Annotated in this window: 12 protein-coding genes; 6 read left to right on the top strand and 6 right to left on the bottom strand. The window is 60.3% G+C overall.

Annotated features, from left to right (window positions below; all coding sequences use genetic code 11):
- Positions 1–87 precede the first annotated feature (87 nt).
- The 3 genes from FBZ97_RS20530 to htpX form a co-directional block, all read right to left on the bottom strand.
- Positions 88–1,734: a heparinase II/III family protein gene (locus FBZ97_RS20530; RefSeq protein WP_246661817.1), complete on the bottom strand. Its 1,647-nt coding sequence runs from the start codon at positions 1,732–1,734 to the stop codon at positions 88–90.
- A 149-nt stretch (positions 1,735–1,883) separates the two neighbouring features.
- Complete coding sequence (locus FBZ97_RS20525) at positions 1,884–3,293, bottom strand: RsmB/NOP family class I SAM-dependent RNA methyltransferase (RefSeq protein ID WP_145321741.1); 1,410 nt, start codon at positions 3,291–3,293, stop codon at positions 1,884–1,886.
- Positions 3,290–4,288: a zinc metalloprotease HtpX gene (gene htpX / locus FBZ97_RS20520; RefSeq protein ID WP_145321739.1), complete on the bottom strand. Its 999-nt coding sequence runs from the start codon at positions 4,286–4,288 to the stop codon at positions 3,290–3,292. Before htpX ends, FBZ97_RS20525 begins: the two co-directional genes overlap by 4 nt.
- Before the next feature lie 111 nt (positions 4,289–4,399).
- On the opposite strand from htpX, the gene FBZ97_RS20515 reads away from it, so the two are divergent.
- Together FBZ97_RS20515 and FBZ97_RS20510 are read left to right on the top strand one after the other, a co-directional pair.
- A complete protein-coding gene (locus FBZ97_RS20515) occupies positions 4,400–4,627 on the top strand; it encodes a DUF1674 domain-containing protein (RefSeq protein ID WP_069613897.1) in 228 nt (75 codons plus the stop codon).
- A 37-nt stretch (positions 4,628–4,664) separates the two neighbouring features.
- Positions 4,665–5,657 (top strand): alpha/beta fold hydrolase, encoded by a 993-nt coding sequence (locus FBZ97_RS20510; protein ID WP_145321737.1) that lies wholly within the window; start codon positions 4,665–4,667, stop codon positions 5,655–5,657.
- Positions 5,658–5,720: 63 nt separating this feature from the next.
- Here FBZ97_RS20510 and acs read toward each other — a convergent pair whose 3' ends face one another.
- Positions 5,721–7,679, bottom strand: a complete 1,959-nt coding sequence (acs, locus tag FBZ97_RS20505) for an acetate--CoA ligase (protein ID WP_145321735.1) — start codon at positions 7,677–7,679, stop codon at positions 5,721–5,723.
- Between the two features lie 224 nt (positions 7,680–7,903).
- Here acs and FBZ97_RS20500 point away from each other — a divergent pair, with 224 nt between their 5' ends.
- Entirely contained in the window at positions 7,904–8,611 is a 708-nt protein-coding gene (locus FBZ97_RS20500; RefSeq protein WP_095433387.1) for a DUF1013 domain-containing protein, read from the top strand.
- Between the two features lie 216 nt (positions 8,612–8,827).
- On the opposite strand, the gene FBZ97_RS20495 is transcribed toward FBZ97_RS20500, so the two are convergent.
- The gene (locus FBZ97_RS20495; protein ID WP_113352909.1) at positions 8,828–9,487 is read right to left on the bottom strand and encodes a YggS family pyridoxal phosphate-dependent enzyme; all 660 of its coding nucleotides are present in this window, start codon (positions 9,485–9,487) and stop codon (positions 8,828–8,830) included.
- A 199-nt stretch (positions 9,488–9,686) separates the two neighbouring features.
- Between FBZ97_RS20495 and leuS the strand changes: the two genes are divergently transcribed.
- From leuS to holA, 3 genes are read left to right on the top strand one after another with little or no spacing between them, the layout of a single operon-like run.
- Positions 9,687–12,317 carry a leucine--tRNA ligase gene (gene leuS, locus FBZ97_RS20490; RefSeq protein WP_145321733.1) on the top strand — a complete coding sequence of 877 codons (2,631 nt, stop codon included), beginning with the start codon at positions 9,687–9,689 and terminating at the stop codon, positions 12,315–12,317.
- Positions 12,307–12,828, top strand: coding sequence for an LPS assembly lipoprotein LptE (lptE, locus tag FBZ97_RS20485; RefSeq protein WP_145321731.1), 522 nt, complete (start codon positions 12,307–12,309; stop codon positions 12,826–12,828). Before leuS ends, lptE begins: the two co-directional genes overlap by 11 nt.
- A 13-nt stretch (positions 12,829–12,841) precedes the next feature.
- Positions 12,842–13,879, top strand: coding sequence for a DNA polymerase III subunit delta (gene holA, locus FBZ97_RS20480; RefSeq protein ID WP_113352849.1), 1,038 nt, complete (start codon positions 12,842–12,844; stop codon positions 13,877–13,879).
- 154 nt (positions 13,880–14,033) lie between these two features.
- Here the strand turns inward: holA and FBZ97_RS20475 are convergent, their stop codons facing one another.
- Positions 14,034–14,918, bottom strand: coding sequence for a ParB/RepB/Spo0J family partition protein (locus tag FBZ97_RS20475; RefSeq protein WP_113352850.1), 885 nt, complete (start codon positions 14,916–14,918; stop codon positions 14,034–14,036).
- Positions 14,919–14,937 lie beyond the last annotated feature (19 nt).

Here is a 14,937-nt window from a genome sequence, read left to right as displayed (position 1 = left end):
CGGTCTGGCATAGGGAGATGTGGCGTCCGGCAAAAAAGGGTGCGGGACGAATAATGCCGCCCCGTTAGCATAGCTCACGCGCTTAGCCTATGGCCGATGCGATAAAAACCAGCGGATTTCCGGCTTTTCCGTGATCCGGAAGACAATCTCAAGCTGATCGGAGGAACGCATACCTGAGGGATCGGCAAAGAAGATATCTTCCGCGACCAGCACCTCGTTGCCGGGGGAGGAGAAGATCCAGGTCTCTCCATCCGGGGCGATCAGCAGCGCGGCATCCGTCTCGGTCTGCAGCAGGCTGATGGAGGGGTGAATGTGAAAACGGGCAGAAGCAATGCCCTCACCCTTCGGCTGATGCTTCTTGCCCTCCGGCACGAAGAACCGGTCGCGGCCGGCGACGATCGTGCCGCTGGCATTCAGACTGATCTCGCGCTCATGGACATAGCCGAAGGCGGAGAGATAGCCGTCATGCGCGGCACGGACATAGTCTCGCCCGTCTTCGGTCTCGGCACGCTCGACGATGACCTTCTTGACGCCGCTGACCATGATCGGCCCAAGCGATTTCGATTTGGAGAACTGACAGGACGAGGTGTCGTTGAGCGTGACGGTCGAATGCGCCGCAGTCGCCCGCGCCGCCTGCATGAAGCGGTCACCCGCAAATTCGGGCGCGCCGGAATTGATGATGAAGCGCGACTTGCCAGACGACATCTCGAAGGAAAGACAGCCGGCATGCGCCGTGCGGCTGAGATCGACGGAGCCAGCAGAGCCGGCATCAACGATGACGACGGCCGAACCGGCGGCCAAACGATGATATTTCGTGTGCGGTAGTGCCTTGAAGGTCTGGCCGGCCGTCTCGTCATAGCGCAGCACCGACATCAGCTCGTTGGCAAGCGTCGAGGTCGCACCGTTGAACAGCGCCAGATCGCCATCCTGATGGCGGAAGAAACGCAGCGCCGGATACATACGGTCGATGCCGGGGATGAGCCGGATCGGTACGTCATGGCCGAGATTGACATAGGTCTGGCGCAGCGGCAGCAGATCGAGCAGCAATTCCAGTGACGCCCGCGGATTGCGGGAGATATGGCCGCCATCCTGCAGGATTTGCCGGTCGATCTCCCGGTCGAGCGCCTGACCGGCCCGTTTCAGCGTCAGCGAGCTGCTCGGCATGGCGACCGAGGCCATGGCAAGCGCGATGCGCACACGGAACCGGGTGATGCCGTCAGGCGAGGACGCAACGACCCGACGCAGAAAGCGCACATGGAAGACGAGCATGCGCATGAAGCGGCGGTAGAAACCACTATCCGTGCCCTGCAAAAGCACGGGCGAATGCGACAGAAGCGCGATCAGCCGCTGCGCCGCTATATCGGGTGACCAGGCAAGGCCATGCAGCCGGCGGCCGTGGACGGCAATCCAATCCGTGAGGATCGATCGCGCCATGGCCGAGGCCTGATCGCTCTTTTCCGCCCGTAAATGCCGCAGCCAGCGAAAATTATGCAGCCTGGCGGCAAACGCAAGCGACGGCAGCTCCAGTGAGAAGGGCGATGCACCTTGTGTTTCCAGAACGCGCCCAGCGAGCAGAATGCGGCCGTTCAGAAGCTCTTCGACGAAAAAGGGATCGACGCTGCGCAGATCGGTCGGTGCCACGATCAGGCGCTCCGGCACACGCATCGTGTGGCGGGTAAGACGCAATCGCGTCAACGCCGCGCGGCGCGACATCCGCCGCCATGCTTCCCGCATGTATGAACTCACTAAACCCTGCCGCAGATCTGCATATTTGCTTCTGCTTACTCTCATTACCCGTGGTTAAAAAGAGGTTACAGATATACCAATTAAAGACATGTTCCCCGGTTTTTTAACCGTCCGGTAAAAACGATTCGAGGTGGGGACTAATGCGTGCGTCGAAGCACGACGGCAAAAAAGCCGTCGAGGCCGGAGGCGACGCCATCGGAAAGCGGCAGCATGTCCGGCGTGGTGCGGAAGGCTCCAAGCGGCGAAATCGCCGTTTCCAGACCCGGCCAATCGCCTGATGGGATCGGTACGCGCTCGACATTGCCGGTATCGGCAAGCAGGCGTGCAACCAGATCTTCGCCCTCTTCGGGATCGAGCGAGCAATTGGAGAAGACCACCACACCGCCCGGCTTGACCAAGGTCAGGGCATGGCGAAGCAGGCGTTCCTGCAGGGCGGCCAGCTTGGCGATATCCTCCGGTCCCTTGGTCCACAGCACGTCCGGATGGCGGCGCGTCGTTCCCGTGGAGGAGCAGGGTGCATCGAGAAGAGCCGCATCGAAAAGTTCGTCGGGTTGATATTTGCTCATATCGGCAACGACGGTTTCTGCTTCGAAGCCAAGCCGTGCCAGATTGCCGGACAGCCTCTTCAGGCGATTGGCGGATTGATCGAGAGCCGTGACCTTAGCACCGGCGAGAATGAGTTGCGCCGTCTTGCCGCCAGGTGCTGCGCAGAGATCCACCACCCGCTTGCCGGCCAGCGAACCGAAAAGTTTTGCTGGAATGCTGGCGGCAGCATCCTGAACCCACCACTCACCCTCATCGAAACCTTCGAGAGAGGGAATGGAACCTTCGAAGGCGGCAAGCCGCACGCCGCCGGTCGGCAGCACCACGCCGTTCAACCGCTTTGCCCAGCCCTCGGCATCGGATTTCACGGTCAGGTCGATCGCCGCCGGCTCGAGTTGCGTGTCGGAAATCTTTAGCGCAGCGGGAGCGCCATAGGCCGCTTCCAGGCGAGAAAGGAACCAGGCCGGCATGGCCGGCACGTTCGCAACCCGCTCAAGGATTGCCTGCTTCTCGCGGCCGATGCGGCGAAGGATGGCATTCACCAGCTTGGCGAAACGGCGATTGCGCGGATCGCGGTTGGCTTGCTCGACAGCAAGATCGACGGCGGAATGATCCGGCACGTCGAGATAGAGGATCTGGGTCGCACCAACGACGAGGACATGATGCAGGGCACGGGCGCCCTCCGGCAGCGGCGAATCGAGCAGCGACGAGATCGCCGCCTCGATGCGCGGCAGGTGGCGCAGCGCGCTGTTCAAGATAGCGCGCACCAGCGCACGGTCGCTATCGCTAAGTGTCGTATAGGCGGCGCTGCCGCCTTCGGTATCCAGCATGCCGTCGAGCGGCGTCTTGCGGTCCAGCACGGCCCCCAGGATCTTCGACGCCGCCGCGCGGGCCGCAAGGCCGGGCTTGAGTGGAGACGAATCAAGCGGCCGCGATTGCTGAGGCCGCTTGCCCGATCGTTTTCCATCTCTATGGGAAGCTTTGTTTTTCGTGTCAGAACTCAAGACCAGGGACCCTTCGGCGGTTGCGAACCACCGCGACCCGTATTCGGCACGGAGCGCGATTTGCGCCCCGGATTAGCAGTGAAGGACGGTCCCGTCGAGCCAAAGCCCGAAGATGGGCCAGAAGACGGTGTCATCGGCGAAGCGCCGCCGCCACCGTAACGGGCCATGTCATGCAGCGCGGCGATGCGGTTTTCCGTGTTCGGATGGGTGGAAAACAGATTGTCCATGCGCTCGCCGGAGAGCGGATTGATGATGAACATATGCGCCGTCGCCGGATGGCCCTCGGCATCTTCATTCGGGATATGCGCCGCGCCGCGGGCGATCTTGCCGAGCGCGGAGGCAAGCCAAAGCGGATTGCCGCAGATTTCCGCGCCGCGGCGGTCGGCAGAATATTCGCGCGTACGGCTGATCGCCATCTGCACCAGCATAGCGGCCAACGGGGCAACGATCATCGCGACAAGGACACCGATCATGCCGAGCGGATTGTTGTTGTCGCGGCGGCCGCCGAAGAAGAAAGCGAAATTGCCGAGCATGGAAATAGCACCGGCAAGCGTCGCTGTGATCGTCATCGTCAGCGTGTCGCGGTTCTGCACGTGGGCAAGCTCGTGCGCCATCACACCGGCCACCTCCTCCGGCGTCAGCGCGTGCAGCAGGCCGGTGGAGGCAGCGACAGCGGCATTTTCCGGATTACGGCCCGTCGCGAAAGCATTCGGCTGCGGGCTGTCATAAAGATAAACCTTCGGCATAGGCAGGCCGGCATTGCGGGCGAGATCGCGAACGATGCGGTAGAATTCCGGCGCGCTTCGCTCATCGACCTCCTGCGCACCATAGGTGGACAGCACCATGCGGTCGGAATTCCAGTAGGAAAAGAAATTCATGCCGGCGGCGGCGACCAATGCGATCAGCATGCCCGATTGGCCGCCGATCAGATAGCCGACGCCCATGAAGAGCGCGGTCATGAAGGCAAGCAGCATGGCAGTACGCATGAGATTCATCGAGGGGTCTCCAACACGATCGGCAGTCCGAACCTTTTTCTTTGCGGCCGGACGCACTATGATTTGGCTATTCCTCCCTCCATTTCAATATTTCGGAGGTCGCGCGAGACCATGCAAACCGCAGATAACGACAATAGACTCGACACCGAAGCCGGTGAAATCACCCGCAAGCCGCTCTCACCCGCGGCCAAGCGCGCCCTCGCCGAAGCAGAAGAGCGCCGCAAGGCGCAGGAAGCTCAAGCACAGGCCGAACTTCCCCCCGAAATCGGCGGCCGCGGCGGCGCCGACCCCGCACGCTTCGGCGACTGGGAAATCAACGGCCGCGCGATCGATTTTTGAAATGAGTTTAGGTTAGCCGTAATTCGATGAGAGAATAATGCCTGTAGGTTTCTCTCAAGGTCTGTCCTTTGATAGGAAACGCGCAAACTGGAGCCGGACGGGCCACCGCCCTTTGGCTTGGTGCGCGTGGTATCCGGCCAATGATGATGCGGTCGAAATCGCACCCTCGCCGTCCTGGTTCAAGCAAAAGCCGGTCGCGCCCAACGCGCCGATGAAGAAATCCACCGATCCGCGCTCTCTGGTGTTGCTGTCTCACGGATCGGGCGGCCTTGCCATTGGCCTGGAATGGCTCGGACATCGTCTGGCGCAGGCCGGCTTTGTGGCCCTGGGCATCGATCATCACGGCCACACAGGTTCAGAACCTTACAGAGCCGAGGGATTTCTCTGTCTCTGGGAGCGGGCGGCCGATCTGACCGCCTTGCTCAATGCCAATGACTGGAGAGAGGTTTTGGGCGGGGCTATCGAAAAGCATGCCTACGTCGCGGGTTTCTCCGCCGGCGCCTATACCGCGATGCTGCTCGTCGGCGCGCGCGTTGCGTACTCTCAGTTCGAACCGGATAACCCTCAGAAGAGCCCGATACGAGGACCGAGAGAATTCCCTCATTTGGCGGATCACATTCCCTCGCTTCTCCAAGATGAGATATTCCTGGAATCATGGAATCGACGACGGGACAGTTTTAGGGATGATCGATTAAAAGCCGCTTTGGCGATCGCGCCAGGTCGGTCGGTTCTCGGCTTTTCCAAGGAAAGTCTCGAGGAAATAACAGCACCAGTTCAGGTCGTTGGCGGCGATGCGGATGTCATAGCGCCGGCCCATGAATGCTGCACATGGCTCCACGAGAATGTGCGCTCGAGCTCCCTTGAAATCATGGGCGGCGGGGTGGGCCATTATACGTTTTTGCCTGAACCCACGCCGCAAGGCCTGAAGGCCGCACCAGCTGTCTTTACCGATGTTGCTGGCTTGGTGCGAGAAAACGTGCACAACTATGTTGCTCAAATGGCAGTTGCTTTTTTCAGCACTGCAAGATGAAAGATTTAGGCGAGAGCCAAGCTCTCGCCTAATGTCAAATGACCCAGTGCCCCCTGGCTCAACCTACGCCGCATCCGCCTTGTTCTGCCTGTTAGCGATCAGATCGTCGACGACAGCAGGATCGGCGAGCGTCGAAGTATCGCCAAGCGCGCCGAAATCATCTTCGGCGATCTTGCGCAGGATGCGGCGCATGATCTTGCCGGAGCGTGTTTTCGGCAGGCCAGGGGTAAACTGGATCTTGTCCGGTGAGGCGATCGGGCCGATTTCGGCGCGGACATGCTTTATCAGTTCCTGTCGCAGCGCTTCAGTGCCTTCCATCCCGACCATCAGCGTCACGTAGCAATAGATGCCCTGGCCCTTGATGGAGTGCGGATAGCCGACGACGGCCGCCTCCGAGACATGCTTGTGGGATACGAGCGCCGATTCCACTTCTGCCGTGCCGAGGCGGTGACCGGAGACGTTGAGCACGTCGTCGACGCGACCGGTGATCCAGTAATAGCCGTCCTCGTCGCGACGGCAGCCGTCGCCCGTGAAGTACTTGCCCTTGTAGGTGGAGAAATAGGTCTGGATGAAGCGCTCATGGTCGCCATAGACGGTGCGCATCTGGCCGGGCCAGCTGTCGGCGATGACGAGATTGCCGTCGGCCGCCCCTTCCAGCACGTTGCCTTCATTGTCGACCAGCTGCGGCTGCACGCCGAAGAAGGGCAGCGTCGCCGAACCGGCCTTCAGATCGGTCGCGCCCGGAAGCGGTGTGATCATGTGGCCGCCCGTTTCCGTCTGCCACCACGTATCGACGATCGGGCAGCGGCTGTCGCCGACCACCTTGTAATACCATTCCCAGGCTTCGGGATTGATAGGCTCGCCGACGGTGCCAAGGACGCGCAGGCTGGAGCGCGAGGCACGCTTGACGAAATGATCGCCGGCGCCCATCAGCGAGCGGATCGCCGTCGGCGCAGTATAGAAGATATTGACCTCGTGCTTGTCGATGACGTCCCAGAAACGGCCCTGATCCGGGTAGTTCGGCACGCCTTCGAACATCAGCGAGGTCGCTGCATTGGCGAGCGGCCCGTAGACGATATAGGAATGGCCGGTCACCCAGCCGACATCGGCCGTGCACCAATAGATATCGCCGGGATGATAGTCGAACGTGTATTCGTGCGTCATCGCCGCGTAAACGAGGTAGCCGGCCGTCGTGTGCAGCACGCCCTTCGGCTTGCCCGTGGAACCTGACGTGTAAAGGATGAAGAGCGGGTCTTCCGCCTTCATCTTTGCCGGCGGGCACTCCGCCTTCACCTTGGCGGTTTCCTCGTGATACCAGACATCGCGGCCGGGCTCCCAAGCAACCTTGCCGCCGGTGCGCCGCACGGCGATGACGGTCTTGACCGCGACCTTCTGCTTGGCGGCGATCTGAATGGCCTTATCGGTGTTTTCCTTCAGCGGGATGGACTTGCCGCCGCGGACACCTTCATCGCAGGTGATGACGACGGTCGAGGCGCAATCGACTATACGGCCGGCGAGCGCTTCCGGCGAGAAGCCGCCGAAGACGACCGAATGCACTGCGCCGATACGGGCACAGGCCAGCATCGCATAGGCGGCTTCCGGGATCATCGGCATGTAGATGGTGACGCGGTCGCCCTTCTTGACGCCGTGCTTCTTCAGCACATTCGCCAGCCGGCAGACCTGCTCGTAGAGCTCGTTATAAGTGATCTTCTTGTCGATATAGGGGTTGTCGCCTTCCCAGATGAAGGCGACGCGATCGCCATGCTTCTTCAGATGCCGGTCAATGCAATTATAGGAAACGTTGGTGACGCCATCCTCGAACCACTTGATCGAGACCTTGCCGGTAAAGGACGTATTCTTGACCTTGGTATAGGGCTTGAACCAGTCGATGCGCTTGCCGTGCTTGCCCCAGAACTTGTCGGGATCCTCGACGCTCTGCTCATACCATTTCTGGTACTTCGCCTTGTCGATCAGGGCGCGCGCCTTGACCGGTTTCGTCACGGGATGGATCTTCTCCGACATTGTTTCCTCCTCAAATCCTCGCACGCCGATTTTGTAACCGCGAGTGCTCTTTCCGGGCAATAAATAGCAGGTCAAACTACGACAGCAATTGGACAAAGTGCATTTCATGCGCAAAGAATTGCAATTCCGCGACACTATCGCTATATAGGGCCGTATTTCCCGGACAATGTGGTGTTACACCCCGGACCGCGACACCGGCGCGGACTGACAGAAGGACTATATCCATGGCTCAACAATTGCTCATGCCGAAGGCAACCGCCATCTGGCTTGTCGACAATACGGCCTTGTCATTCGACCAGATCGCGCAGTTCTGCAAGCTGCATCCGCTCGAAGTGAAGGCTATTGCCGATGGCGAAGCAGCGCAGGGCATCAAGGGCCTCGACCCGATCTCGACCGGCCAGCTGACCCGCGATGAAATCGCCCGTGCTGAAGCCAACCCGAACCATAAGCTGAAGCTTTCCGAGCCAAAGGTTCGCGTGCCGGAATCCAAGCGCCGCGGCCCGCGTTACACGCCGGTCTCCAAGCGTCAGGACCGTCCGAACGCTATCCTCTGGCTGGTGCGCAATCATCCTGAACTGAAGGATGCGCAGATTTCACGCCTCGTCGGCACCACCAAGTCGACCATCGAGCAGATTCGCGACCGCACGCACTGGAACTCGGCCAACCTGACGCCGATGGATCCGGTCACGCTCGGCCTCTGCAGCCAGATCGACCTCGACATGGAAGTCGAAAAGGCATCAAAGGGCCGTCCGCTGCCGACCGCCGCCGAACTCGGCGCAACCCTGCAGCCGGCTCAGGAAACCGAAAAGCTCGGCTTCAGCTACGATCGCGAAGAAGAGAAGGAAAAGGAAATCGACGCCGACGCTGTTTTCGCCAAGCTGAAGTCGCTGAAGTCGACCAGCCGCGACGACGAGGACGACGATCAGTTCTGAGATCCGGCATAGCGGATAAGAATGCAAAGCCCCGGCCAAACCGGGGCTTTTTTTGTTTGTCGGAGAGCATTGTAGACGTCGTCTCCCAGCAGGCGTTGAGAGGACAATTCCATGATTGCCATCTCCAGGCACTGAGGGATTCCGTCAAATCTCCAATCCGGGCCAGTCCTGTGCTCCACACACCAAGGGCTTCCGCACCTTTTGTTTTCGGCAGAACTACCGCGCCCCAAAAATCGCCGAGCCGACCCGGACGCTTGTCGCGCCGAAAGCGACGGCGATTTCGTAGTCGCTGGACATGCCCATGGAGAGCTTTTCGACACCGGCCTGCTTGGCAAGCTTGGCCAGCAGGGCAAAATGCGGCCCCGGATTTTCCTCCGCCGGCGGAATGCACATCAGGCCCTCGATCGAAAGCCGAAGCTCCTTGCGGCACAGCTCGACGAAAGCGAGGGTATCATCGGGCGCGAGCCCGGCCTTTTGCGGTTCTAGCCCGGTGTTGACCTGCACATAAAGCCTCAGTGTCTTGCCCTGCCGCTTCATCTCGTCGGCGACAGCGCGCGCGATCTTTTCCCGGTCGATGGTCTCGATGACATCGAACAGCGCCACCGCATCTGCGGCCTTGTTCGATTGCAGCGGCCCGATCAGATGCAGCTCGATCCCGGGCGTCTCCGCCTTCAATTCCGGCCACTTGCCCTGGCTTTCCTGCACGCGGTTTTCGCCGAACACGCGCTGGCCGGCCGAAATGGCGGGCCGGATCTGATCGGCAGCGAACGTCTTGGAAACGGCAACGAGCTGCACCGAGCCGGGAGCTCGGCCGGCCTGACGCTCGGCGGCTGCGATATGGGAACGGACTTCGTTCAGGCGCTCTTGAAGTTCCATCTTTTCGCCTCGATATTTGGCTTGCTTCTCAAACTTTGCAGTAATGAGGCTCGCAGGCTTTGCCAAGGGCGAATGCACCCGAATCCGGCTTTGCTTTGCAAGATAAGGCACTTGCTGCACCTGCTAAACTTGACGCTTGGGTGGTTTCGTGGTGAAGGTCACGCCTTAATCCCCATGATTTTCCGGAATACAAGAACAGATGACTAGCGAACGTTATAATCCGCGCGACGCCGAGCCCCGCTGGCAGGAAAAATGGAACGAAGAAAAGGTCTTCGTGACAGACAATGCCGATCCGCGTGAGAAGTACTACGTTCTAGAAATGTTTCCCTATCCGTCAGGCCGCATCCACATGGGCCATGTGCGCAACTACGCCATGGGCGATGTCGTTGCGCGCTACAAGCGTGCCCGCGGCTATAACGTGCTGCATCCGATGGGCTGGGACGCCTTCGGCATGCCGGCGGAAAACGCAGCGCGCGACAACAAGGTGCATCCGAAGGAATGGACCTACCAGAACATCGCCTCGATGCGCACCCAGCTGAAGGCCATGGGTCTGTCGCTGGACTGGAGCCGCGAGTTCGCGACCTGCGATGTCGATTATTATCATCGCCAGCAGATGCTCTTCATCGACATGATGGAAAAGGGCCTGGTCTACCGCAAGAAGTCCAAGGTCAACTGGGACCCGGTCGATAACACCGTTCTCGCCAATGAGCAGGTCATCGACGGGCGCGGCTGGCGTTCCGGCGCGCTCGTCGAGCAGCGCGAGCTGACGCAGTGGTTCTTCAAGATCACCGAGTTCAGCCAGGAACTGCTGGATGCGCTGGATACGCTGGATCATTGGCCGGAAAAAGTGCGGCTGATGCAAAAGAACTGGATCGGCCGCTCCGAGGGCTTGACCGTTCGCTGGGAAATTGTGCCGGAAACAGCTCCCAATAGCGATCGCGAAATCACCGTCTACACGACCCGTCCGGATACGCTGTTCGGCGCCTCCTTCCTGGCGATCTCGGCCGACCATCCGCTCGCCAAGGAAGCGGCGGCCAAGGATCCGGCCATCGAGGCCTTCTGTGAGGAATGCCGCCGCGCTGGCACCTCGCTGGCAGCCCTGGAGACGGCCGAGAAGAAGGGTATGGACACCGGCATCCGCGTCCGCCACCCCTTCGACCCATCCTGGGAACTGCCCGTCTACATCGCCAATTTCGTGCTGATGGACTATGGCACGGGCGCCATCTTCGGCTGCCCGTCCGGCGACCAGCGCGATCTGGATTTCGCCCGCAAGTACGGCTTGCCGGTCGTTCCCGTCGTCATGCCTGCCGATGGCGATGCGGCGAGCTTCACCGTCGGCGATGTCGCGTATGACGGCGCCGGCGTGATGATCAATTCCCGTTTCCTCGACGGCATGAGCACCGACGAAGCCTTCGAAACCGTAGCAACGAAGCTCTCCGAGACCAGCCTCGGCAATGCACCGCAGGCCGAGCGCAAGGTGAATTTCCGCCTGCGCGACTGGGGCATCTCCCGTCAACGCTATTGGGGCTGCCCGATCCCGGTTATCCACTGCGATGATTGCGGCGTGCTGCCGGTGCCGAAGAAGGATCTGCCGGTCAGGCTGCCCGACGACGTGACCTTCGATCAGCCGGGCAACCCGCTCGATCGCCACGCGACTTGGCGGCATGTCGCCTGTCCGCAATGCGGCAAGGACGCCCGTCGTGAAACCGACACGATGGACACCTTCGTCGATTCGAGCTGGTATTTCGCGCGCTTCACCGCCCCCTGGGAAAGCCAGCCGACGGATCCCAAGGCCGCCAATCATTGGCTGCCTGTCGACCAGTATATCGGCGGCATCGAGCACGCGATCCTGCACCTGCTCTATTCGCGCTTCTTTACCCGCGCCATGCGCGAGACCGGACATCTTGACGTGAAAGAACCCTTCAAGGGCCTGTTCACGCAGGGCATGGTCGTGCACGAAACCTATAGCCGCGGAAGCGGCCTCACGCGCGAATGGGTGTCCCCAGCCGATATCAAGATCGAGGAAGTGGACGGCCAGCGCCGCGCGACCCTGCTGTCGACGGGCGAGGACATCGCCATCGGCTCGATCGAGAAGATGTCGAAATCGAAGAAGAATGTCGTCGATCCCGACGATATCATCGCCTCCTATGGTGCCGATACGGCACGCTTCTTCGTACTCTCCGATTCGCCGCCCGATCGCGACGTCATCTGGTCGGAAGCTGGTGTCGAGGGCGCGCATCGTTTCACGCAGCGCATGTGGCGTCTGGTGTCCGAAGCCGCCGACGCCCTGAAAGCGGCCGAATCGACTCCGGCTAAGGAAGGCGAGGCACTGGCGATTTCGCAGATAGCCCATCGCACGCTGAAGGCCGTTCAGGGTGATTACGACAAGCTCGCCTTCAACAAGGCCGTGGCGCGCATCTATGAATTCGTCAATGCGCTGGCGGCACCGCTGACGAAAGTGGCCGCCGGCCAGGCGGATGGCGCCTATCGTTCTGCCGTCCGCGAAGCCGTCGAGATCCTGATTGCTTTGGTTGCACCGATCACGCCTCACCTGGCCGAGGAATGTTCGGCCGCCCTCGGCAACACGCATATGGTCGCGACCAGCCCATGGCCGGTCTATGACGAAGCCCTCGTCATCGAGAACGAGATCATCTATCCCGTTCAGATCAATGGCAAGAAGCGCGCCGAATTGACAATCGCGCGCGATGCAGACCAGAATGCCGTGCAGCAAGCCGTGCTCGCCCTGGATGCCGTTACGAGCGCATTGAATGGTCAGGCGCCAAAGAAGATCATCGTCGTTCCACAGAGGATCGTAAACATTGTCGTCTGATAGTCTTTTCAAATTCGCCCGCATCGCCAGCGTTGCGTCTCTTGTGGCCGTTGCCAGCCTTCTGTCGGCCTGCCAGGTTCGGCCGCTCTACGCCGTCAGCACTGGCGTCACGCAGAAGCTGTCGGAAGTTTCCTTCTCCGACGTAGGCTCGCGCGTCGGTCTCCAGGTGCGCAACCAGCTGATCTTCATTGCGGGCCGCGGCGCAGGCGAGACCAAGACGCCGAAATACAATGTCGATCTGAGCGTCAGCTCCGGTACTGGCGGTGTGCTTTATCTTCCGTCTTCGAGCACGTCGGCCGCAGGCCGCACGACTGTGACCGTCTCGTTCACATTGAGGGAGATCGGCACCGGCAAGGTCATCAAGTCCGGCAGCCGTTCGGTGACGTCGCTGGTCGATTTCCCCACGCAGGAATTCGCCAAGCAGCGCGCAATTCGTGATTCGGAAGACCGTGCTGCCCGCGAAGTCTCCGAGATGGTCGCAGCCGATATCGCTGCCGCACTCAGCCGCTGATAAAGAGCGCGGCATGGCAGAGATCAAGTCTCACGAATTTGATGGATTCCTGCAAAACGCCGCGCGCAATTATCGGGTCTTCGTAATCTACGGCCCGGATCGCGGCCTCGTTTCCGAACGTGCCGCACAGATTGCCGCCAGGACCGGCGTCGATCTCAATGATGCCTTTTCCCTCATCAAACTCGATGTCGGTGACCTGCAGAACGATGCGGGTCGCCTGCTCGACGAAGTCAACGCCATCGGTTTGTTCGGCGGCGAAAAGCTCGTCTGGATTCGCGGCGCCGCCAATGAAAAAGCATTGGTCGATTCGCTGCAGATCATTGCCGAAAGCCCACCGGAGGCAAGCTTCGTCATCATTGAAGCCGGCGATCTGAAGAAGGGCGCAGGTCTGCGCAAAGTGGCGGAACCGACGCGCTCGGTCGCAACCATTCCCTGCTATGCCGACGATGCCAGAGCGCTGAATGGTCTGATCGATACGGAACTGGCAAATGAAGGGTTGCGCATCGCCCCCGCAGCCCGTCAGGCATTACTCGAGCTTCTGGGCGGCGACCGGATCGCCTCTCGAAACGAGGTGCGCAAACTGGCGCTTTACTGCCGCGGGCAGGGCACAATCGAAGAGAACCATGTCATGGAGATCATCGGCGATGCCAGCGCGATTTCCACTGACGATGCCGTCGATGCCATCTTGAAGGGGGATTCCGAGGCCTTTCTGCACGCCATGCAAAAGATCGCCTCCTCCAAAACTCCGATGTTTCTCGTGCTGCAGAGCTGCCTGCGGCAATTTCAGATGCTCGATACGATGCGAGCCGAAATGGATGAAAAGCGCGTTGCCCCGGCACAGGTCATGCAGACACATGGGCGCCATCTGCATTTCAGGCGTAAGCCGATCATTGAACAGGCCCTCAAGACCTGGTCGGGCCCTGCGATCGCCCGCGAGATGAACAGGCTGCAATCCGCCATTCTCCAGACACGCCAGCGTGCGAGCCTCGAAGACACGATCGCAACACAAACCCTGCTTGCGACCACATTGCAGTCGGCACGCAGAGCCTGATGTTTCACGGGAAACGGACTTGGACAGGCATCCGCCATCCGGACGCCGCAGCAGCCTATCCCATTGTTTTTACAGGACTATAGTAACCTTCCGCACAATTGTGGAGAAGCAAACAGCGGGAACCATTTGACGTTCCATACAGAGCAGAGCCGTCTTAGCGGCGCTCCAGAAGCCGGCAAATTTCCTCGAGTTGTTCCAGCGTCTTATAGCTGATCTTCACTTGGCCACCATTGCCGCGATGATTGATGGAAACATCGAGACCTAGCGTGTCAGACAGCGTACGCTCGAGCGCCAGCGTATCGGAATCCTTCTCATCCCTGCGTACGCCAGCGGGGCGGGGGTCGTTCTGAGCCTTGATGTCATTTTGCGCGAGACGTTCGGCATCGCGAACTGACAAGCCCTTGGAAACAACAGTTCGCGCCAGCGCGGTCGGATCGGAGGTCGAAACGAGAGCGCGGGCATGGCCGGCGGAAAGCGAGCCTGCGGCAAGCATATCGCGTACCGGGTCAGGAAGCTTCAACAGACGCAGAGAGTTGGCGACATGGCTGCGGCTCTTGCCGATGATTTCGCCAAGATCGTTTTGTGTATAGCCGTGTTCTGCGATCAGTTGCTCGTAACCGAGCGCCTCTTCCAAAGGATTGAGGTCCGCGCGTTGCACATTCTCGACAATGGCGATCTCAAGCGCGGTCTTATCATCGACGTCGCGAACGATCACTGGAATTTCGATCAGACCCGCAAGCTGTGCCGCTCGCCAGCGCCGTTCACCGGCAATGATCTCATACCGATCGGAAGAAATGGTGCGGACCACGACCGGCTGCACGATGCCGTGCTGGCGAATGGAGCTGGCGAGATCATGCAGCTCGGTCTCGTCGAAATAGCGGCGAGGATTACGTGGATTGCGGCTGATGAATTCGATCGGCACCAGGCGATCGGGATTGACGGCCGGTCTGCCGGCATCCACGGGCGTCGGCTGATCCATCTCCCCGATGAGAGCCGCCAGTCCGCGCCCGAGACGCCGCTTCGAAAGATCATCATTCATCGCCGATACTCACTCTGGA

Origin of the sequence: Rhizobium sp. ERR 942 (assembly GCF_007828395.1) — a bacterium.
Classification (GTDB): domain Bacteria; phylum Pseudomonadota; class Alphaproteobacteria; order Rhizobiales; family Rhizobiaceae; genus Rhizobium; species Rhizobium dioscoreae.
The sequence above is the reverse complement of the archived record's forward strand: the minus strand, read 5'-3'. Positions and strand labels throughout refer to the sequence as shown.